Genomic DNA, 20,162 nt, shown 5'->3' with positions numbered 1-20,162 from the left:
ATTTCCACTCTGTCCTAGGAACGCGAAAACACGGGCTTCTGCTTGGTCTTGAAGGACCCGACGCCGGCCTTGAGATCGCCGGTGAGCGCGATGAAGCCGCTGGCCAAGGCTTCTGTCGCAGCGGCACTTTCCTCGCCCTCCGCAACCGCGATCATCAGCTTGGCGGCTTCGGTCGCCAGTGGTCCGCGTTCGGCGATTTTTTCAGCCCAGATCCTGGCTTCATCCGACGCCTTGCCGGTTTCGACGACGCGGTCGACGACACCCAGCGCAAGCGCTTCCGGTGCCAGGAAAATCTCGCCACCGACAGCCATGCGACGCACCGTCTGGGCTCCGAAGCGACGCACCGCGCGTTGCGTGCCGGACCAGCCGGGGACGACGCCGATCGAGGTCTCGGGGAAGCCGAGCTTCACCTGCGTTTCGGCGACGCGGAAATCACAAGCCACAGCCAGTTCCAGCCCGCCGCCGAGCGCGTGGCCGGACAGAACGGCGATGGTCGGTTGCCGCACCCGCGCCAGCCGGTCGAAGACACGGTGGCCGTAGCGCACCCATTGCACCTGGAAATCGGCTGCGCTCATGCTCCCCCAGGCCTCGACATCGCCGCCGGCGCAAAACCCCTTGCCTTGTCCGCTTATGAGGACGACACGGACATCCTCCGCGCTCTCCGCCTCCTCCAGCGCCGCTTCCAGCGCGCGCAGCATCGGGATATCGAGCGCGTTGAACTTTTCCGGACGGCGCAAGGTGACAACGCCGATCGCGCCATCCCGCTCGAAGGTGACGAGGCGCTCAGCCATGCGCGCCTCCGAGCAAGGCGCCGCCATTCAGGGACAGGCCGATCGGCCGATCCTGGTAGAGCGGCGCCGGCGTCACCTTAAGGTCGTTGGCTACATTGAGCGGGATCTCGGCCTGCGCCAGCACATCGCGCTCGAGGTCGATGCCCGGCGCCAGTTCCGTCACCATCAGCCCGTCCGGCGTCAACTTCATGACGCAACGCTCGGTGACGTAGGTGATGTCCTGTCCCTGCGCGACGGCGCGCTTGCCGGAGAAGGAGATGTGCTCGACCTCCTCGACGACTTTCCTGACCTTGCCTTCCTGGTCGATGCGGATGCCGCCATTGGCGAGCGACAGCTTGGCCCCGGCATTGAAGAAGCCGGAAAAGACGATCTTCTTCGCCCGTGAGGTGATGTCGACGAAGCCGCCGGCGCCTGCGGTGACATGCGGCCGCGCCGAAAGCCTGGAGACGTTGACCGAGCCGTGGCGGTCGATCTGCAGGAAGGAGAGCAGCGAAGCGTCGAAGCCGCCGGCCTGGAAATAGATGAACTGGTGCGGCGAGGGCATGATCGCCTCGGCGTTGGAGGCGCAGCCGAACTTGAAGTCGAGCAACGGCACGCCGCCGACCGCGCCCTGTTCGATCAGCCAGGTGACCTTGCCGTGCTGGCCTTCTTCCAGAAGAATACGCGGCACGTTGGCCGAAATGCCGAAGCCGATGTTGACGGCCATGCCGTCGCGAAGCTCCATGGCGACACGGCGGGCGATTACCTTCTGAACATTCATCTCCGGCGTGCGGAAGCTCGACAGCGGCCGGAAGATTTCACCTGAAATCGCCGGGTCGTAAGGCGTCAGCGTCGTCTGCAACTGGTCCGGCGCGACGACAATATGGTCGACCAGCACGCCGGGCACGCGCACGTCATGCGGCTTCAGCGTGCCGTTCTCGACGACGCGCTTGACCTGCGCGATGACGATGCCGCCATTGTTGCGGGCGGCGAGCGCCTGTTCGAGGCCGCCGAGATAGGCGCCCTCATGCTCGTAGGTCAGGTTGCCGCGCTCGTCCGCCGTGGTGGCGCGAATGATCGAGACCTGGGGCACGATGGCGCGGAAATAGAGCCATTCCTCGCCGTCGAATTGCTGCACCGACACGATGGGTTCGCCGGCGGCGGCGTTCATGGCGCAGCCCTGATGGCGGGGGTCGGCGAAAGTGTCGAGGCCGACCTTGGTCAGCACGCCCGGCCGCTTGGCCGCGGCTTCGCGGTGCATGTCGAACAGGATGCCGGACGGCACGTTATAAGCGGCAACCGCATTGTCGCCGATCATCTTCCAGATTTGCGGCGGCTCGGCGGAGGAGGGGCCTGACGGATAGGAGCCGCACAGCGTACGCTTCAAGAGGCCAGGCTTCGCCAGATGATCGATGCCCTTGATGCCATACATGTCGCCGGCGGCAATCGGGTGCAGCGTGGTGATATCCTTCGGATGGCCCTCGCTATCGAAGCGTTCGCCGATCGCGGCGAGCACGGCGTCCGGACACCCGAGGCCGCTCGACGAGGACACCGAGACGACCACGCCGTCCTTGATCAGGCCGGCGGCGTGCGCCGATGAGACGACCTTGCTCAATTCATGCTCGCGAGTTTCGGGTCGATCTTGACGGTCTTGCCGGAAGCCGCCGATTGCAATGCCGCCTCGGCCGAGGCGAGCGACCAGATGCCGTCCTCGCCGGTGGCGGGAGGCTGGCCCTCGCCGCGGACCGCGGCATGGAACCCGCGTACCGACCTCGTGTAGAGATCCTCGCGGTCGAAGCTCAACTGTTCTTCGCCGCTGGCGGTGCGCAAGAGGACCGAGCCGGCCGGCTTTTGCGTCATCACATCGCGGGCGATGAGCGAGCCCCGCGAGCCGTGCACCTCGAAGCCGGTGTCGGCAAACCTGGTGGTGAATCCCTCATGCGATTGCGCGATAAGGCCCGATTTGAAGCGCCAGAGGCACATGGCGCCATCTTCCAGCCCGCTGCCGGCCATGCCGGCGGATTGCGTGAAAGCGGAAACCTCGACCGGATCGTCGCCAAGCACGAAGCGCAGCGTGTCGGCATCGTGCACGGTGATGTCGAGCACCACCCCGCCGCCCGCCTCCGGTCTGGTGATGCGCCAGCCCTGCAGGTTTTCGGGCAGGTAGACGGAATGGAAGACACGCGCGGCAATGGGGTTGCCGATGCGGCCCGCGGCAACGGCGTCGCGCATGGCACGGTGCGCGCCGGCATTGCGCAGATGATGATTGGTACCGAGCACGATGCCCGCGGCCTTGGCCGCGGCGACCATCTTGCGTGCGTCATCGCTGGTCAGCGCCAGCGGCTTCTCGCACAGCACATGCTTTCCCGCCCTGGCGGCGGCCAGCGCCTGTTCGAAATGCAGTTCATTGGTGGTCGAGATGTAGACGGCGTCGATGTCGGATCCGAGCAAGGCATCGAGACTTGATACGGCGGCTGGAATGCCATTTTCCATTGCATAGGCCATGGCGCGTCCGGGGTTGGAGCTCATCACCGCTGATATTTCGCCATCGGGTTGCGCGCGAATGGCGTCGATCATGAATTGCCGGGCGATCGTGCTGGAGCCGATCAGCCCCCATTTGACGCTCATGTCGCGGTTCCCGCCGCCGCGGGCCTTTTTCGCGTGCGGCGATCCGGGCCGCAGCTTTCCCTGACCACGAGATTGACAGCGCCGATATGATCCTCGGCCCGCGTGGTGCGCGACTGGATCATCTTGATCATGACGTGGGCCGCGCGTTCGCCGAGGCCGGCGGAGTCCACCGCTACGCTGGTCAGCGGCGGCATATAATGTTCGGCCTCGACCACGTCGTCGAAGCCGACGACAGCGAAATCCGCGCCCGGCTCAAGTCCGCGCTTGCGCAGCGCCAGCATGACGCCAAAGGCTACGGCATCGTTGAAGCACAGGGCCGCGGTTGGCGGCTCGGTCATTGCGAGCGACGTTTCCAGGCAGGCCATGCCGCCCTTGCGATTGGTCTCGCCTTCGATGATAAGCGCGTCGCGGGCGTCGATGCCGAGGGTGTCGCAGGCCTCGCGAAAGCCGCCCAGGCGCTCATGATAGACGACGAGGTCGGACGAGCCGCCAAAGAAGGCCAGGCGGCGATGCCCCTTGCCAACCAGATGCGAGGTCGCGAGATAGGCGCCCCGATGATTGTCGGGAGCAATCACCGGAATGCGGCTTTCAGGCAGCCGGCGCATGGCGAAGGCAATCGGCAGACCGGCTATTTCCAGCCGCCGGAACGCCCCTGGCGTCGTGCCGCGCGCCGGGGAAACGATGAGCCCGGCGACGCCCTGTTCCATCAGAGACTTCAGCACCTCTTCCTGGCGCACCGGATTCTCGGCCGTGTTGGCGATGAAGGGCACGATGCCGGCCGACTGGAAGACCCGTTCCATGCCGACCGCCAGCTCGGCGAAGAACGGGTTGGTGAGATCGTTGATGACCATGCCGATGACGTTGGAGTGGGCCTTGCGCAGATTGGCGGCGCCGCGGTTGTAGACATAGCCGACATCCTCGATCGCCTTGCGGACCTTGACCGCGGTTTCGGGGCGGATCAGCCCGCTGCCCTGGAGCACGAGCGACACCGTCGATTTGGACACGCCCGCTTCCCGGGCAATGTCGAAGATCGTCGCCTTCGCCCGGCTGGCCATCCAGATATCCTCCCCAGTTTTTTCAATTGGTTTATTGGAACGTTCTAATATCTGTTCCACGGATGAGTCAATCAGGATTTTTCTCGATCAAGAGAAGTGGTCATGGGTGGTCAAATATAGCCTCCCCAAGGCTTTCCGTGTGCAGCGCAACATTGGCCGAGTTTGGCCAGCTCGAATCTCAAAGCTTGTTGATTTATTGGAACGTTCCATTTATAGGAGCCGCGAAGGGAGACATCCATGGACATTGCCTTGCCTGGCGAGGGTGGCCGCGGCACACCCTACGCCCTTGTCGGACAGCCGGTCCAGCCGGTGATCGGCGCGCGGTTTTCGCGCATCACCTATGCCGCCGCGCATGTCGTCGCCGATCCGCTGGGAATGACAGATCCATGGTCGCGGCCCGTTGTCGATTGGGACAGGACGATGGCGTTTCGTCATCATCTATGGCGGCTCGGCTTCCGCATCGCCGAGGCGATGGACACGTCGCAGCGCGGCATGGGTTTCGATTGGACGAATGCGCAGGAATTGATCCGCCGTTCAATCGCGGAGGCGCGGACCGTCGCTGGCGCCGATCTCGCCTCGGGTGCGGGAACCGACCATCTGGCTCCGTCGAGGGCCCGGACTGTCGACGACGTGGTCGCCGCCTATGAGGAGCAGTTCGCCTTCATCGAAGGCCAGGGCGGCAAGGCGATCATGATGGCCAGCCGCGCGCTGGCGGCCGTGGCGAAGGGGCCGGACGATTACGCCCTGGTTTACGACCGCATATTGGGCCAGGCCTCCGGCAAGGTCATCCTGCACTGGCTGGGCGACATGTTCGATCCGGCCTTGAAAGGCTATTGGGGAAGTGACGATTTCGAGACCGCGCTCGATACGGTGATCGCCATCATGGAGCGCAATGCCGGCAAGGTCGAAGGCATCAAGATATCGCTGCTCGACGCCGGCAAGGAAGTGGCGCTCAGGAACCGGCTGCCGGACGGCGTGATGATGTTCACCGGCGACGACTTCAATTATCCCGAGCTGATCGCCGGAGACGGCAAGCGGCACTCGCATGCGCTGCTCGGCATTTTCGACGCGATCGCGCCGGCCGCCAATGCCGCGCTGGCGAAACTGGCTGACGGCGATCGTGCCGGCTACGACGCGCTGATGGCGCCGACCGTGCCGCTGTCACGAAAAATCTTCGAGGCGCCGACTGAATATTACAAGGCCGGCATTGTCTTCATGGCCTGGCTCAACGGCCACCAGGACCATTTTTCGATGGTCGGCGGCATGCAGTCGGCGCGCGGCATCCGCCACTATGCCGAAGTCTTTCGCCTCGCCGACCAGGCAGGGTTGCTGGCCGACCCCGACCTTGCCATTTCGCGGATGAAAAGCCTGTGTGCTGTCGCGGGGGTCTAAACGCGTTTCGCGATCGGATCACCCGTCGTCCATTTCCGGTGAGCGCCAAGACAGGCGCGCCATGCTGCAAGGTCCGAATGTCTGGGTTGGATGGTGGGCGTGACAGGGCTATCCACCATCGTCTCAAAGCCATATGCTGCTTGGCTATCGGCGAGGTAGGGAGACACTATGCCTCCCTTTTATGTCTCACCTGACATGGGTCCGTCCCCGAATGCAAGCCACCATCGCTCAGGAAGGCCAGGAAGGGCCGTCAGACGCGACGGGACGATGGGGTGACGAGACGGGGCCTCTCAATCCCGCAAGCCACTAGGACAAGCCGCCCCGTGGCTTTTGGGTGGAACTGAGGAGGGCGTCCACCGAGGTTCGCAAAGCCTTGCGTGATATGGACTCGTAGCGGGGAATGGAACGGGATGTCCCACCTCTCCTCCATCTGGTCGTCACTCTGGCTCTGATTCATAATGAGCGTCAGATCATGGCTTCGACATAGCGTGGAAAATACCGTAGCAAATCTTTGTACGCTGACACCTCAGCGTCTCTGAACCCGAGGCGTCGAATTTGATTGCGCTCGGCAGAGCGTTTGCTGGGGCTAGTAGTCGCTCTATCAAACAGGGCTCGTTCGCGTTCTGTCAGGTGCAGTGATTTGATCTCGTAGAATTTCGGATCAGTAGAAGACATAAGAAACGGCATGGCGGCTCGTATCCTTTGCCGTAGCGCAATAATCTGTCCCTCCGGCATAAGGGCGCCACCGACCGTTACCATAGGCTTGCTGTCTGCATACTCGATTTGCAAAAAAGGGAAGAAACGACCGTCTCGCCTTTGGGCAAATGCATTCCGCACTGCAGCTAGCAAAACCTTGTGTACGGCAGATGGAAACTCAGCCTTTTGCGCGTCGGCGATATCCACACTTCCGGCAAGTGGCCCGAATGTGTCTTGTAGCCAAACCAATCTGTCAGCGTCATTTGCATTGTCGATGACGCGAGGGGGACCTCCATAAACAGTGACGAAACAAAAATCATTGAGCTTTAGCTTTGTCCCTAGCGTAGCAATATCTTGCGTAACGCCAAGACTAAGGCCGCTATCATAGTCGAACCAAACAACGGTCGGATCTTCAGAGTTATCTGCACCCAAGTAAGTAGTAGTGTCAGTTCCAAGTGGGGCGATAAACGTATATGGACAATTGAAAACTGCCCTCCTGTGCATGACCGGGTCATGCTCAAGGCTGACCATGTTACTTATACCAAGATATTTATGCAATAGTAAAAAGTCATAGAACCTATTTGCACCCATTCCTAGATAGCGGTAACTTGAGATATTCAGCCCACCATCGCCTGCAAGTCTCAGGAGGTCCATCAGTATTCTTCGTTCTGACTGCTTTCCTGGCCGAAGATCATAAGAAATGAAATTGCCTGTGGATCGTGGCGGCCTGGCCATTATTCTTCTCCAACCTCGTTCTTGAGGAAGTGCGAGAATGTATGACGGCCAACATCGGCTCCACTCATGTACGGCTTGCGCAGATAGTTAGTAATGAGCTTGAGGTCGGAAATCTTCGCGTCGTACTGAATTCTTGTCCATACTGGAGGTGGGCGTGTAGGGGCTTCGAACGCGCGCCGCTCTGGTGCGGCTGCAGAAATTATGTTTTGCCGATTACCCGCAGCTGTTTGCAGATCCTTGCTAGGGATCTCCGTACCTTCGTCTGTATAACGTCCGTCGAGAAACGTCACAACTTGACGTCCGACCGAGACCATATAACGCTTAGCTTCTTGCCATATGGCACTATCTTCATTTAAGCCTGACTTAGTTGTGTTCCATGGTAACAGTTCAGCATCGTAAGACACGAAGAACACTGTACCGAGAAAGGGCCGGTGCTTGGGTTGGAACATAGGCAACCCGCTGCCGCCCCATCCTGTCAGTGCGCTTTTATCAGCGGACACTACTGCTCTACCGTTACAGAATACAAACCAACCCGACGTCCTTTCACGAAAGCCTCCGGCTCTCGGCACACCAAGCCCAGCCGTGATGGCGCACGTGACGTCACCTACTGCAAATTGCTCAGATGCATGGTTGCTTCCAATGTCGATTGCGACACCATCTACGGGTGTGTCATTGACTGTTATGCTGACAAATTTTGCCAAGTAAAATGCATACGTCCTAGAAATTGCATCCCGTAGTTCGCCAACGAATACCCCATCTCCTATGCGCCTGCTGGTCTCGTCGTATAGATCGGTAACCACTATCGAAGTTCCGGTCGATGCTGCGTCGACAGGATCCCGAGATGTGATCTCGAACGTCCATGGGAGCGTGGTCTCTTTTTCCCACTTCGCGACGTCGAGTTTTAACTCAAAGCCGCCGTCAACATGATCTGATCTAATTGAGATACGATTGCCCAGCTTGAACATCGCACGCTTCAGTCCGATGCCATAGACGGACAAGCGATCAGATCCATGAGCCTCGGCCAATGATCGACCAAATTTGAATACATGATCCCGCGCTGTCGCGGCAGAAATGCCACCAGCGGTATCCTTAACTTCGATACGCTTGGCGTCTACGGTCAAAGCTATGTTAACTGTTGCTTCAACTGTCGGATCTGCAAATATTTCTATGTAGTCATTGGCGGTCATCAGTCTCGCAGCTGCGGGCTCTACAGCCGCGTTCACAGAATTATCAACTAGGTCAAGAAAGGCCGCTACCAAAGGAATATCGCGGGTGATGAGAGATATGAACAGTCGCTTTTCTGGACTGGCATCGGCTGCGATGACTTGTTTCATTCAGTTACCTTTGCCAGTGTGCGGAAGTGGGGTGGTCGTTGCGATACACCCTCTCCCTGTTTTGGGGTTCGGGCGGGTACATCATTTCTTATGTTTGCATTCCCAGCAACTAGCGAGCTTATTCGTGTTTCGGCTATCTTCAAGTATTTTAGTTCGGTGTCAGAGCCACTCACGTTTCGGTGCTCTATCAACGCAGATATGGCAGTGGACCCAGAACCCAAATACGGATCTACAACTAAGCCGCCTCTTGGGGACAAAGCCACAACCAACCGCCTTACCAAGGCTGTCGGAAATTGGCACGGATGCCCAGTCTTCTCTATGTGATGGGCTTTCACATTCGGAATGTCCCACACGCTGCCAACGTCCCAGACGTCACCGGGATTCTTCCCTAGTGGGTTTCCGCTCCAGTCGCCTCTCTTAGGTCCCTTGTAATGACGCTTGCCGGGGTACAGTTGCGGTACTCTCGCGGCATCGAGATCGAAAAAGTACTTGTCGCCTTTGCTGTACCAAAGGATCGTTTCATGCCTACCGCTGAATCGTTTAGTAGCGTGCGTGCCATGCCCGAACGTCCAGATCAGCCGGTTGCGCAAAGTCAGCTCGGAACTGCCCGCCAATTCAGCTACGATGATGGCGTCCAGTGGCGTTAGGCGGCCATTCTGCACATGGTTTCCTACCTGCCAGCATATGCTCCCCCCAGGTTTCAAAGCGCGAAGCATCGAAGGCAATACGAGCCTAAGCTCCCCTGTGAAATCGGTAACACTAGATGAGGTGTCGTACTCCTTTCCTACGAAATAAGGAGGCGAGGTGACGATCAAATCAACCGAGTTCGGTTGTATGTTAGCGAGGTAGCGGTCTGCTGAGCCGTGCCATATCTCGGCAACTCCCATCGGGGTGTGAAGCGACGACAACAAAGTGGACAATGGCGGCCCTCAAAAGATTCCTACAAATGGTACCCTATAGTGTTTCGGGGATCCATGGCGATAGCCCAGAATTCGCAACGCTTCGCTACATCGTGTCTGGAAAAAGTTAGCGAAATTTTTCGCGAGACCGACTAACGTTCTGCCCGCCCGTTCTTCCCCATGCCGTGCCTTCTCGTTCACTATCGGCGCACGGTCATCTAACGTGGTACGGGAGCTGGAAAGGGAGCTAGGCTAACAGTTGAGTGCGCTGACTATCGGCAGCCCACTAGTCGGAATGTAGGCGGTAAGACCACAGACGACGAAATTTTTCGCGGGGATATCAATACAACCAAGGATGCACATTCCCCCCATGGGGCGCATGCCTAAGACGCTCTCAATCCCACGCCTCACCTGGGAATCCAATTTTGACTGTCAGCTACGGATTGGAAAGCCGGCATATGGGGCGCTGGTACCCCTTTGTGCGCTATGAGCCGGTGGCTTGTACTCCCTATATGGAGCTAAAGGCAGTCTGATACATAATGGCTATGATAACTAGGGTAAGCCTAGTACTAAAGCCGGTTCGGTATCAGTTGTCAGTGCACACTAGATAACAGGACGAGATAGATAATAGATAGTCATATCTAAGACATACATATATATAACGATGGATAATATATAGGTATAGATATATACATATGAATTTATATAATGAGACATATGCATATATGATAAGTCATAAGTGGTACATGATATATAACTAATTTATGTGTAGTAGATATATATAAGGCATCATAACCTGATACGGATACATGACTATGGAATACCATTATAACCCATGCTCACTACGTTCGACCATGGTAGATATCTAGATGAATAGAATGCTAGTAATCCATGCTCGCTGTCCACTGCGCCTTGGGGGCTACGCTACCAGCTAGAACATGGTGGACAGCTGGCGCGTTAGCTGCGGATATCAGATAGAGCCATGGGGCATGGATTAGAACCATGGATTAACAAGGCCATGGTCTCCGGGCGGTATGCCCATTGCGCCCGCTCATAGCCATCGACTTAGTCCGTTAGGCTATACCTTAGCGTACATACGATCCGGCTCAGATTTGGGTGTACGTAAGGGTTGACAAGAGTCAACGGACAGTAATATATACGGACATAACCCTAGCGTACATATTGGAGCTTACGATGTCCGTCATCTTATATGCCCGAGTATCCACTACCGATCAGACCATTGAGCATCAGGAAACGCAGGCTAGGAGGGCCGGCTTTGAGATTGATGGGGTTGTTTCCGATCATGGAACATCCGGCTTGAGCACAAAGCTTGCGGAGCGTTCAGAAGGCAAGCGTCTCTATGACATGCTACGCAAGGGCGATACACTTGTTGTGCGATGGGTCGACCGGCTTGGCCGAAACTACCAAGATGTCTGCGACGTGATCAGGGAGTTCATGCGCAAGGGTATTACCATTAGGACGGTAATCAACAACATGACGTTCGATGGTGCGACCACGGACCCCATTCAGCAAGCAGTACGAGATGCCCTTATCGCTTTCATGGCAGCAACCGCTCAGGCGCAAGCGGAGGCAACGAAAGAAGCACAGAAGGCGGGCATAGCCCATGCCAAGACGAAGACTGTGAAGTATCGAGGCCGCAAGCCGACCTATGACCGCGACCAATTTCAATTGGTACGAGATATGCTCACCAATGGTGCAGGGGCATCCGCAATTGCCAAGGCTTCAAAGCTTACTCGGCAGACCGTGTTGCGCATCAAATCCGAGCCCGGTCAGGCCGAAGCTGCGTTGCTGGCGTGGGGTCTTTAGCGATTGTGCTCCTAATCGACCAGGGAGGGCCGCTGAGAGGGGTTAGGGGCGGTTCCGCGCCAATCCTGCGACGAGCGAACAACCGAGTCCTGCGGGCCTTCCCTGGCGAGGCTAGCTCACGCGCCATGGAGGCGGCGGGCCGAGCTTCACGATTTCCGCCGCAAGCCATTCGGGGTCCATTCCGTCAGCATAAGCGCGCTTTGTGCCTTCATCGTCAGTCAGTTCGATCCAATGTAGGTCCGTGCTAGCTTTGCCGTCTAAGCGTTTGGCCTCAGCTACAACAGCGCTGAGATATTTGTCGAAGCCCATCCGCTGGTTTCGCAATTTGTTGGCTTCCATAATCTCTTGGTAGACAGCATTGCGACGTTCATCAGTGCCGCTGTTGTCAGCCTTTTGATTCGCGCCGCCCCGTCCAGGGACGGATGAATGAAGCATGTCGATCAGGACTTGATTCCAAATCGCAAGCTTAGGCTTCATACCTTTTCGATACGCTTCCGCGATCATGGGCAACTGCTTGCCTCCGTAGAAAAGCCGTACGTGGTCCATAGCGTTGAGGATCATGGAAGTCGGCATTTGCTCCGCGTCCATGCTAGCCACAAGGTTGGCCTCAGCGACTGTGTGACCAGACTCCAAGCCAGTCAGGAATATCGACGCTCTCACTGTCTCAGCACCCCTCCGAGCGTTGCCTTTGAGGAAATAGAACACTGCTGCTCCAAGCACGATAAGCACTAACAAAACGTCCATCTGTAACCCCTGTCTGTTTCCCCAAATCGTAGCGAATATCTGATCCAAATATCCAATTTTTGGATAATCTGAATTTCGGATTACCCGCCTGTTGAACTTGTCGTCAACGGGCCATGCCGAAGTCGCTGCACTCAAAACGTCATCTGATCATAGCGGCGGCACTGGCAGAGCAGCGTCGCTCTAAGGGCATGTCTCAGGCACAAGTCGCCAAAGCGTTTGGACGACATCAGCCTTTCATAGCGAACATCGAGAGTGGCCAACGCAGGGTTGACCTTGTGGAGCTTCTGGAACTAGGCGAGATCATTGATCTGGACGTTCTAGCGCTCGTCAAACAGGTGATGGATAGCTAGAAGTTGCGCAGTGCTTCCTGCATCTGTGCAAGCGTGTAGCCCTGCTTGAAATAGTGCTTCTGCGTAACGCCCTGCCTCGTGTGGCCAACGATGGCCTTGGCCAAATTTTCCTCCACACCTGCCTGCAAAAGCTTGGTGATCATGCCGTGCCTGAAACTGTGGAACACCAAATCTTTGGATTTAATATCGAGCTGAACGAGGAAGCGATTATTGAACCATCTCCCGAGTGCTCTCCCGTAGCCCTCCTTTGCACTCAACGAAAATTCCGGGAAAAGCCGTGTCTCACCACGCGACCTAAGCGCTTCTACGAAGTCCAACAATCCGAGTTTAAGAAGCTGATCATGAATGGGTACGATCCTGCGAGAGGCTGTGTTCTTCAGGTGCTTTTTATCGCCCTCATCATTGATGTCGAAATACCAGATGCCGTCAGCTTCCTTGATGTCTGAGAGTTCAATCTGGCATATCTCGTTAAGTCTAGCGCCTGTGTAGAGCCCGATCAAAGGTCCCCATTTCTGGTACTCCAGGTTAACCAATTCTCTGTGATTGTTGAGCAACTCGCCTAACATTAGGTCGATCTGAGCTTGCGAAAAGGCTCCTCTCTGGGCTGCCTCCGCTTGTTTCTTGTTCTCGCGGACACTGATTCCGTCGAACAAATTTTCGGATACATATCTGTTTCTCTTGGCCCATGAGAACAGCCCGGAATAGGTTTGGAGATACGTGTTCATAGTGCGGACGCTCAGCGTCTCATGACCCCGCATCGTGGCCAGCTCATCGATAGACCGGCCTCGGGTGGCTTCAGATTTGTTCCGATTGCGGGGATAGCTTGAGAGGATTTCCTTGACCCGCTGCACATTCAGAGATGTGACTTGGGCGATATCGGTCTCAGCTCCAAGTATCTCATTCAAGAGATCTAGGTGTGATCGCTTCTGATCCTCGGTTCGCCTAACCCAACTCTCAGCCTTTTTTTGTTCTGCGATGAACTTGGTTGCTACGTCGGTAAGGGTGCGTTTGTCCCCGGGCTGGGGTTTTGCAAACGTAGCGCCTATGACAGGTTCGTCGAAGTCGAAGCTCTCGAAGGACTGGTCGTGAGCCAAAACCTGTTTGCAATAATCCCTGTACGCCTTCCGCATCTCCGTTTTGAGTATTTCAAAAGCAGGCGAGCCCGGTCCTACAGGAAGGCTGTACTTCTCGGCAAAAGCGACAGCTTGCAAGTCGTCGCTAACGTACGGGATGATATCAGCGCCCGTCGCTACCGCTTCAACCGCGAACCCGAGCCCGTTCTGCAGGGCATCCAATATCTCAGGTCTTAGTCGGCCTCCGGCGGCCATCTCGCTTTTGCGGCGTTCAAGTGCGTCTTGGAAGTGCTTCTTGAGAGCTGCACGTATCTCGTCATACCGCATGCTGGATGCAGACCACCGTTTCATAAGGACTTGACCGACATAGCTTAGGTGTCGAGCTAGGTACAAGGCTTCCGAGCCGACCCGCGTACCTAGCGATATTTTGAGGCTAGCTGGTTTTGTCCCATACACTGGGCAAAGCTTGGTCAACGGCCAGCGAAAATAGAAGATTCTGTTTCTGGATAGTTCGAGATAGGTCGGATTGCGCACGCAAATGCATCCCTTGGATGCCTCACCAGCGGAAACCTAAGCGTAACATATTGATGTTTAAGAGGATGGTGGGCGTGACAGGGATTGAACCTGTGACCCCTGCAATGTCAATGCAGTGCTCTCCCGCTGAGCTACACGCCCATCCGAAGCCGCGCATACACCATTTTTGGTCAGGCGCGTCAATAGCAGGAAAAGAGGAAAAACACGTCGTCCCGCCGCGGCCGTGGACCGACGCCGGCGGCTTGCGGAAGGCGGTTCAAGCCGCCTGCAGCATCTTCTCGACCTCGTTGACCAGATCGCGCAGGTGGAAGGGCTTGGACAGCACCTTGGCGTCTTTCGGCGCCTTGGAATCCGGGTTCAGCGCCACGGCGGCAAAACCGGTGATGAACATTACCTTGAGGTCGGGATCGATCTCGGTGGCGCGCCGCGCCAGTTCGATGCCGTCCATCTCCGGCATGACGATGTCGGTCAGAAGCAGCGAGAACGGTTCCTCGCGCAGCCGCTCATAGGCACTGGCGCCGTTGTCGAAATCGCTGACCTGATAGCCGGCGCGCTCCAGCGCCTTGACGAGGAACCGGCGCATATCGTCGTCGTCTTCCGCCAGAAGAATGCGTGCCATGATATCCCGTCCGAATCACCCGCCCGAGACTGCCGTGGAGCAGGCCCGTTAACCATCCTGTATATGAGGAGGTGAGAGTAAACATCAAGTGAACGCGGACGCGCCTGACCCATATTTGCCCAGCGGCACGACCGCCGAAATGCTGGACATGCGGCCAGCAAGGTGGCAGTTTCATGCCATGATGCACTGGTGTTTTCGGGTTCGTTCAAATTGAAGACGGCAGCCGAGGATTTTTCGGTCTTTCCACCCTTCGAAATCCGGTCGGGCGCCGAGCAGCGCGTCCCCTTCCTGTTCAACTCGCCGCATAGCGGCCGCTACTATCCCGAACGCTTCCTTGCCATGGCAAGGCTCGATCGCAATGCCATCCGCCGCTCGGAGGATTGCTATGTCGACGAGTTGTTCGGCGGCGCCGTGGCGCTCGGCGCGCCGATGCTGGCGGCGAATTTCCCGCGCGCCTATCTTGACGTCAACCGCGAGCCCTGGGAACTCGACCCGCGCATGTTCGCCGAGCCGGTGCCGTCCTTCTGCAACATCCGCTCCGCCCGCGTGGCCGGCGGCCTCGGCACCGTGCCGAAGCTGGTGGGCGAGGGGCTCGACATCTATTCGGGCCGCTTGCCGCTCGCCGAGGCGGTTGCCCGCATCGAGGCCGTCTACAAGCCCTATCACGAAACGCTGAAACGGCTTTTGACCAGGACCCACGCCCGGTTCGGCTTTGCCGTGCTGATCGATTGCCATTCGATGCCGGCGAGCATCCGTGTCGGCGACAGCGGGCTGCGGCCGGATTTCATCATCGGCGACCGTTTCGGCATCTCGGCCACCGCGGCCCTGACCGAAACCGCGATCGGCCTATTGACCGCGATGGGCTATACGGTTGCCCACAACAAGCCTTATGCCGGCGGGTTCATCACCGAGCATTACGGCCGTCCGGCGCGTCATTTGCATGCGCTGCAGATCGAGGTCAATCGCGGGCTCTACATGAATGAGCGGACATTCGAGAAAGCCGCCGGCTTCGACGCGCTGGCCGACGATCTGACGCGGTTTTCAGCCGACCTGATGGCGATGCCGGACCATCATTTCATCGACCTGCCGCTGGCCGCGGAGTAAGGCCACGCCTTGTCTCATGCGTGCCACTGCCCAAGATTTTGTGTGCTTCTTTGGGCGGCCCGCTCCAGGAGCGGGCCTGAAAAAAAGACCGCATCGTTTGCACGATACGGTCGAAGTCTAGGGAGGAAACGCCCAAGGAGGGCATGGACAGGAAACCCTGTCCGAGATTGAGGGTATTGTGCAGCGCACAAATGTCAAGCGACGTTTAGGCTTTTTTAATTCAGAGTGATGTGGAAATTGCGTTTCGATGACGTTGGAGTGACATTCCGGCAACAGTCATCGCGGCGTATAAATCGATAAACAAGCTTGTCTTGGCGGCGAAGTCGCGGCAGGCCCGGCTCGGGCGCTGCAAAGCGGGAGAATCAGTTGGACATCAGCATCGATTTCATGCGCCGTATCGCGCAAGCGGCCGCAGCGGAGACCTTGCCGCGCTTCCGCGCCCAGGGCGCGGTCGCCAACAAGGAAAAAGGCAGCTTCGATCCGGTCACGGAGGCCGACCGCGAGGCCGAGCGCGCCATCCGGGCGCTGATATCGGCCGAGTATCCCGATCACGGCATCCTGGGCGAAGAACATGGCAGCGAGAACATTTCCAGCCGGCATGTCTGGGTGATCGATCCGATCGATGGCACGCGCGCCTTTATCTCCGGCCTGCCGGTGTGGGGGACGCTGGTCGGGCTGACGATCGATGGTGACGCGGTCGCCGGCATGATGGCGCAGCCCTTCACCGGCGAGCTGTTCTACGCCAACGCCTCTGGATCTCACTATGAGGGGCCGGGAGGGCCCCGCAAGCTGACCACCCGCAAGACGACGAAGCTGGCCGAGGCCACGTTGTTCACCACAACGCCGGCGCTGTTCAAGGGCGAAGCGCGCAATCGCTATGACGCGTTCGAGCGGCAAATCCAGCTCGCCCGCTATGGCGCCGATTGCTATGCCTTCGCCATGATCGCCTCGGGGAGCGTTGACATCGTCGCCGATCCCGGCTTGAAGCCCTACGACATCGTGGCGCTGATCCCGATCATCGAGAAGGCAGGCGGGGTCGTCACCACTTTCGATGGCGGGCCGGCGGAGAATGGCGGCGACGTGCTGGCGGCCGCGACACCGGAGCTTCATGCCGCCGCCATGGCTGCCCTGCGCGGCTGAGGTCACTTCCGGTCGGCGCGGGCTATGGAGCGCTGGAATTCCGCGGGGCGTATCCGTAGACCTGCTTGAACGCCGCCGACGTCTTTCTTCCTGACAATGGGGTTCAGCCATGCCGGCCTTGGAGGAGCCGCGGGCCTGTCAGGCTGTCGGGTCGTCCGAGCCGGGGACGAAGGCGTCGAAGGCGGCGAGGAATTGTTCGCGGTAGAGATCGGCTTCCTGCAGGATCTCGTGCTTGGCGCCGTCGATCATCAACAGCGAACCCAGCCTTAGATTTCTCGCATATGCCTCCACCGCCCTGGTCGAGACGACCTGGTCGGCGCCAGCGGCAATGATCAGCAGAGGCACCTGAATGCGGGCCATGAAGTCGGGGTCGCTAATGGCTGCCGACGCCTTCGCCGCTGCCTGCAGCCAGCGGATCGTCGGGCCGCCGAGCGCCATTTGGGGATATTCTTCATAAATGCGCGTGTTACGGCGATAGCGTTGCGGATCCGATGTCACCTTGTTGGCTTCGAAGGGCAGCGTGTGTCTCGGCCTTGGACCCCAGGCGGCATAGAGCCAGCCGAGCCCCAGGGCGCAGAAAAACGAACAGATCCGGCGCACCGTCCCTATCGAGACCGGCAGGTCGGGCAATGTCAGGAACGGCGCGATCAGCACCATGCGCCGCACGCGGTTCACCATCGACGGCGCGGCAAGCAGCGCGATCACAGCGCCGGCCGAATGGGCGAGGATATAGTACGGTCCGCGGCAGTCCGGCAGCACGATCTCTTCGAAGAACTGCTCCAGGTCAGCCGTATAGTCGCGGAACGACCTGACATAGCCACGCTGGCGATCGCGGATCAGCCTGTCGGAACCGCCCTGACCGCGCCAGTCTAGGATGGCGACACCAAAGCCGCGTGCGGCAAGGTCGCGGATGGTCTCGAAATATTTCTCGATGCACTCATTGCGGCCGCCGAGCAGCACCACGGTGCCCCGCATCGGCCGCGCCACCGCCGCGAACAGGCCATAACGTATTTTCTTGCGGTCGCGCGTGGTGAAAAAGCCGCCCTTGGCGTTTTCCGGTCGCGGATTGCCCTCGGTTTCGTGGAAGAGCGGAGTGTCGTGGAAAAGATCCGTCATTCGGCGCTTTGTGCTCGGCGTCCTTGCGCGCCAGTCGGTCGCGGCTGGCATCGTTACGGTGATAGACGCCAACACATCAAAAGCAAAGCAAATCCGGGTTATGGAGGACTGCGACGGGGAAGGCCGGAAGCGGCTTTGAGCGCGCTTCCGGCCCCTGTCGATCCGGGAGGAAGGGACGTTAACACCCGGTTCGGCCTCGTTGCGGCATCCCGGTAAATCCGGCGCCGCCAATCCTTGATCTTGAAAGCCACTTTAGCGCTGGCTGTCTGAACGGACGCCGAAGCACCGGTTCATCTGCCGTTCATCGAAGGTTGGCCGCCTCGTTCTTTTTTGCCGTCAAACGAAACTTGAAATGCTTTCGAGCGCTCCCCAGATGTGGGTTGCGGTCGCCAATCGGGGCCGCTGGTCCTCCCGAAACGCCGCTCGCGGGTTTCGCACCGACCATACGCAAACCATGTTGCTCAACAGGAGAACACCTCATGCGTCACGTTGATTTTTCCCCGCTTTACCGTTCGACCGTCGGCTTCGACCGTCTCTTCACGATGCTGGATTCGCTTGCGCAGCCTGACGGCGCGCAGACCTATCCGCCCTATAACATCGAGCGCACCGGCGAGGATTCCTACCGGATTTCGATGGCCGTCGCTGGCTTCTCGGACGAGGAAATCTCGATCGAAGCTCACCGTAACGTGCTGACCGTGAAGGGCGAGCGCAAGGACGAGGGCACCGGCGAGGGTTCCGAACTGCTCTATCGCGGCATTGCCTCCAGAGCTTTCGAGCGCCGCTTCCAGCTTGCCGATCACGTTGAAGTCGTTGGCGCCGCGCTGAAGAACGGCCTGCTCTTCGTCGACCTCAAACGCAACATTCCCGAAGAGCTGAAGCCGCGCAAGATCGCGATCACCTCGGCTCCGGCCAAGGCCAAGCAGATCGAGGCCAAGACGGCAGCCTGACAGCCGAATAAAAATCCAAAGTCTCCTCCCGAGACGGAAGCGGCGCCGCGAGGCGCCGCTTTTTTGTCCGAAGTTTGATTGTTATCCGGCGATCAACTGGCCAAAGCGGTCGACTTCCTCAGTCGTCGTGGCAAAGCTGGTGACGAAGCGATAGAGCAGTTCGTCCTCGCCGATATGGCCGTCAAAACCATGCGGCCTGTGCCAGTCATAGAAGGCCGCGCCTGCCGCCTGCAGTCTGTCGGCTTCGGTTTTCTTAATCACCGCGAACACCTCATTAGCCTGCGGCAGCCAAGCGAGCTTGGCGGTGGCCGAATCCTCGATCGCCGCTGCGAGGCGCGCGGCCATGGCATTGGCATGCCTGGCGGTGTCGAGCCAAAGCCCGTCCTTGAAATAAGCTTCGAACTGCGCCGCGACGAAACGCGACTTCGAAAGCAGCTGTGCGGCACGCTTGCGCAGGAAGGCCAGTTCCTTGGCACGGTCGAGGTCGAACAGCACGATCGCCTCGGCGCACCAGCAACCATTCTTGGTACCGCCGAAGGACAGGACATCGACCCCGCGTTTCCAGGTCATTTCGGCCGGCGTGGTGTCGAGCGCGGCCAGCGCATTGGCAAAGCGGGCGCCATCCATGTGCAGGGGCACGGAATGCTGTTTGGCGATGGCCGAGATCGCGTCAATGTCGTCCAGACCATAGACGGTGCCGACCTCGGTCGACTGGGTGATCGAGACGGCCATCGGCCGGCCCCAATGGACGACCTCACTTGCGAAACGGCCGATCGCCCTGTCCAGATCGGGCGGATCGATCTTGCCCAGGGGACCGTCGACGGCGTGCAGCCGCGAGCCGCCGGAAAAATACTCCGGCGCGCCACATTCATCCTCGATGACATGCGATTCTCGGTGAGCGAAGGAAATGCCGCCCGGCTTGTTGAAGGTGGTCAACGACAGCGAATTGGCGGCGGTGCCGGTTGCCACGAAGAACACCGCGACCTCGCGTTCAAAAATTTCACTGAAGCGCTGATAAACCGTCTCGTCGAGGGCGCTGTCACCATAGGCGGTGGCAAAGCCACCGGCCGCGGCCGACAGGCCGGCAACGATATTGGGATGGGCGCCTGCCCAATTGTCGGAAGCGAAGAACATGTATCTGCCTGTGTTGGGGAATTCAGCCGGAGTTGACCGGTTTAACGCGCCGACCGCAAGGGCCA

At 58.6% G+C, this 20,162-nt stretch carries 18 protein-coding genes and 1 tRNA gene; 6 read left to right on the top strand and 13 right to left on the bottom strand.

Features of this window, described 5'->3' with window-relative positions; all coding sequences use genetic code 11:
• Positions 1–14: 14 nt before the first annotated feature.
• Genes AC3CB8_RS28560 through AC3CB8_RS28545 form a run of 4 tightly spaced genes read right to left on the bottom strand, consistent with a single transcriptional unit; the run spans position 15 to position 4,453 of the window.
• A complete protein-coding gene (locus AC3CB8_RS28560; protein WP_023781268.1) occupies positions 15–791 on the bottom strand; it encodes an enoyl-CoA hydratase/isomerase family protein in 777 nt (258 codons plus the stop codon).
• Positions 784–2,385, bottom strand: coding sequence for an acyl CoA:acetate/3-ketoacid CoA transferase (locus AC3CB8_RS28555; RefSeq protein WP_023793863.1), 1,602 nt, complete (start codon positions 2,383–2,385; stop codon positions 784–786). Before AC3CB8_RS28555 ends, AC3CB8_RS28560 begins: the two co-directional genes overlap by 8 nt.
• Entirely contained in the window at positions 2,382–3,398 is a 1,017-nt protein-coding gene (locus tag AC3CB8_RS28550; protein ID WP_352563700.1) for a Gfo/Idh/MocA family protein, read from the bottom strand. The genes AC3CB8_RS28555 and AC3CB8_RS28550 overlap by 4 nt, the downstream gene beginning before the upstream one ends.
• Positions 3,395–4,453 carry a LacI family DNA-binding transcriptional regulator gene (locus AC3CB8_RS28545; RefSeq protein WP_023770516.1) on the bottom strand — a complete coding sequence of 353 codons (1,059 nt, stop codon included), beginning with the start codon at positions 4,451–4,453 and terminating at the stop codon, positions 3,395–3,397. Before AC3CB8_RS28545 ends, AC3CB8_RS28550 begins: the two co-directional genes overlap by 4 nt.
• 237 nt (positions 4,454–4,690) lie before the next feature.
• Between AC3CB8_RS28545 and AC3CB8_RS28540 the strand changes: the two genes are divergently transcribed.
• The gene (locus AC3CB8_RS28540) at positions 4,691–5,845 is read left to right on the top strand and encodes a dihydrodipicolinate synthase family protein (protein WP_023781271.1); all 1,155 of its coding nucleotides are present in this window, start codon (positions 4,691–4,693) and stop codon (positions 5,843–5,845) included.
• Between the two features lie 465 nt (positions 5,846–6,310).
• On the opposite strand, the gene AC3CB8_RS28535 is transcribed toward AC3CB8_RS28540, so the two are convergent.
• From AC3CB8_RS28535 to AC3CB8_RS28525, 3 genes are read right to left on the bottom strand one after another with little or no spacing between them, the layout of a single operon-like run.
• Entirely contained in the window at positions 6,311–7,276 is a 966-nt protein-coding gene (locus AC3CB8_RS28535) for an O-methyltransferase (protein WP_352563701.1), read from the bottom strand.
• Positions 7,276–8,610, bottom strand: coding sequence for an ATP-binding protein (locus AC3CB8_RS28530; protein ID WP_352563702.1), 1,335 nt, complete (start codon positions 8,608–8,610; stop codon positions 7,276–7,278). Before AC3CB8_RS28530 ends, AC3CB8_RS28535 begins: the two co-directional genes overlap by 1 nt.
• Entirely contained in the window at positions 8,607–9,497 is an 891-nt protein-coding gene (locus AC3CB8_RS28525) for a DNA-methyltransferase (protein ID WP_352563778.1), read from the bottom strand. The genes AC3CB8_RS28530 and AC3CB8_RS28525 overlap by 4 nt, the downstream gene beginning before the upstream one ends.
• A 1,206-nt stretch (positions 9,498–10,703) precedes the next feature.
• On the opposite strand from AC3CB8_RS28525, the gene AC3CB8_RS28520 reads away from it, so the two are divergent.
• Entirely contained in the window at positions 10,704–11,336 is a 633-nt protein-coding gene (locus tag AC3CB8_RS28520; protein WP_352563703.1) for a recombinase family protein, read from the top strand.
• Positions 11,337–11,447: 111 nt separating this feature from the next.
• Here AC3CB8_RS28520 and AC3CB8_RS28515 read toward each other — a convergent pair whose 3' ends face one another.
• Positions 11,448–12,080 carry a hypothetical protein gene (locus AC3CB8_RS28515; protein ID WP_352563704.1) on the bottom strand — a complete coding sequence of 211 codons (633 nt, stop codon included), beginning with the start codon at positions 12,078–12,080 and terminating at the stop codon, positions 11,448–11,450.
• A gap of 113 nt (positions 12,081–12,193) precedes the next feature.
• Between AC3CB8_RS28515 and AC3CB8_RS28510 the strand changes: the two genes are divergently transcribed.
• Entirely contained in the window at positions 12,194–12,430 is a 237-nt protein-coding gene (locus AC3CB8_RS28510) for a helix-turn-helix domain-containing protein (RefSeq protein ID WP_352563705.1), read from the top strand.
• On the opposite strand, the gene AC3CB8_RS28505 is transcribed toward AC3CB8_RS28510, so the two are convergent.
• The 3 genes from AC3CB8_RS28505 to cpdR form a co-directional block, all read right to left on the bottom strand.
• Positions 12,427–13,830 (bottom strand): site-specific integrase, encoded by a 1,404-nt coding sequence (locus AC3CB8_RS28505; protein ID WP_352563706.1) that lies wholly within the window; start codon positions 13,828–13,830, stop codon positions 12,427–12,429. The two genes, AC3CB8_RS28510 and AC3CB8_RS28505, sit on opposite strands and share 4 nt — an antisense overlap.
• A 273-nt stretch (positions 13,831–14,103) precedes the next feature.
• A tRNA-Val gene (locus tag AC3CB8_RS28500) sits at positions 14,104–14,178 on the bottom strand.
• A gap of 115 nt (positions 14,179–14,293) precedes the next feature.
• On the bottom strand, positions 14,294–14,656 hold the full coding sequence (gene cpdR, locus AC3CB8_RS28495; protein WP_006199474.1) for a cell cycle two-component system response regulator CpdR: 363 nt from the start codon (positions 14,654–14,656) through the stop codon (positions 14,294–14,296).
• Positions 14,657–14,818: 162 nt separating this feature from the next.
• Between cpdR and AC3CB8_RS28490 the strand changes: the two genes are divergently transcribed.
• Positions 14,819–15,760 (top strand): N-formylglutamate amidohydrolase, encoded by a 942-nt coding sequence (locus tag AC3CB8_RS28490; protein WP_352563707.1) that lies wholly within the window; start codon positions 14,819–14,821, stop codon positions 15,758–15,760.
• A gap of 366 nt (positions 15,761–16,126) precedes the next feature.
• Positions 16,127–16,900, top strand: coding sequence for a histidinol-phosphatase (hisN, locus tag AC3CB8_RS28485; RefSeq protein WP_023770512.1), 774 nt, complete (start codon positions 16,127–16,129; stop codon positions 16,898–16,900).
• A gap of 138 nt (positions 16,901–17,038) precedes the next feature.
• On the opposite strand, the gene AC3CB8_RS28480 is transcribed toward hisN, so the two are convergent.
• Entirely contained in the window at positions 17,039–18,016 is a 978-nt protein-coding gene (locus AC3CB8_RS28480; protein ID WP_023770511.1) for an alpha/beta fold hydrolase, read from the bottom strand.
• 479 nt (positions 18,017–18,495) lie between these two features.
• Here AC3CB8_RS28480 and AC3CB8_RS28475 point away from each other — a divergent pair, with 479 nt between their 5' ends.
• Complete coding sequence (locus AC3CB8_RS28475) at positions 18,496–18,963, top strand: Hsp20 family protein (RefSeq protein ID WP_013893124.1); 468 nt, start codon at positions 18,496–18,498, stop codon at positions 18,961–18,963.
• Positions 18,964–19,044: 81 nt separating this feature from the next.
• Here the strand turns inward: AC3CB8_RS28475 and AC3CB8_RS28470 are convergent, their stop codons facing one another.
• A complete protein-coding gene (locus AC3CB8_RS28470; RefSeq protein ID WP_023770510.1) occupies positions 19,045–20,097 on the bottom strand; it encodes a threonine aldolase family protein in 1,053 nt (350 codons plus the stop codon).
• Positions 20,098–20,162 lie beyond the last annotated feature (65 nt).

The sequence above is a fragment of the Mesorhizobium sp. P160927 genome, assembly GCF_057766385.1.
This window is presented reverse-complemented; position numbering and strand designations above follow the sequence as displayed.

Coding starts and splice junctions, on each gene's coding strand:
- AC3CB8_RS28560 (WP_023781268.1), bottom strand. CDS start 791: ATGGCTGAGCGCCTCGTCACCTTCGAGCGGGATGGCGCGATCGGCGTT.
- AC3CB8_RS28550 (WP_352563700.1), bottom strand. CDS start 3,398: ATGAGCGTCAAATGGGGGCTGATCGGCTCCAGCACGATCGCCCGGCAA.
- AC3CB8_RS28545 (WP_023770516.1), bottom strand. CDS start 4,453: ATGGCCAGCCGGGCGAAGGCGACGATCTTCGACATTGCCCGGGAAGCG.
- AC3CB8_RS28540 (WP_023781271.1), top strand. CDS start 4,691: ATGGACATTGCCTTGCCTGGCGAGGGTGGCCGCGGCACACCCTACGCC.
- AC3CB8_RS28535 (WP_352563701.1), bottom strand. CDS start 7,276: ATGGCCAGGCCGCCACGATCCACAGGCAATTTCATTTCTTATGATCTT.
- AC3CB8_RS28530 (WP_352563702.1), bottom strand. CDS start 8,610: ATGAAACAAGTCATCGCAGCCGATGCCAGTCCAGAAAAGCGACTGTTC.
- AC3CB8_RS28525 (WP_352563778.1), bottom strand. CDS start 9,497: ATGGGAGTTGCCGAGATATGGCACGGCTCAGCAGACCGCTACCTCGCT.
- AC3CB8_RS28520 (WP_352563703.1), top strand. CDS start 10,704: ATGTCCGTCATCTTATATGCCCGAGTATCCACTACCGATCAGACCATT.
- AC3CB8_RS28515 (WP_352563704.1), bottom strand. CDS start 12,080: ATGGACGTTTTGTTAGTGCTTATCGTGCTTGGAGCAGCAGTGTTCTAT.
- AC3CB8_RS28510 (WP_352563705.1), top strand. CDS start 12,194: ATGCCGAAGTCGCTGCACTCAAAACGTCATCTGATCATAGCGGCGGCA.
- AC3CB8_RS28505 (WP_352563706.1), bottom strand. CDS start 13,830: ATGCGGTATGACGAGATACGTGCAGCTCTCAAGAAGCACTTCCAAGAC.
- cpdR (WP_006199474.1), bottom strand. CDS start 14,656: ATGGCACGCATTCTTCTGGCGGAAGACGACGACGATATGCGCCGGTTC.
- AC3CB8_RS28480 (WP_023770511.1), bottom strand. CDS start 18,016: ATGACGGATCTTTTCCACGACACTCCGCTCTTCCACGAAACCGAGGGC.
- AC3CB8_RS28475 (WP_013893124.1), top strand. CDS start 18,496: ATGCGTCACGTTGATTTTTCCCCGCTTTACCGTTCGACCGTCGGCTTC.
- AC3CB8_RS28470 (WP_023770510.1), bottom strand. CDS start 20,097: ATGTTCTTCGCTTCCGACAATTGGGCAGGCGCCCATCCCAATATCGTT.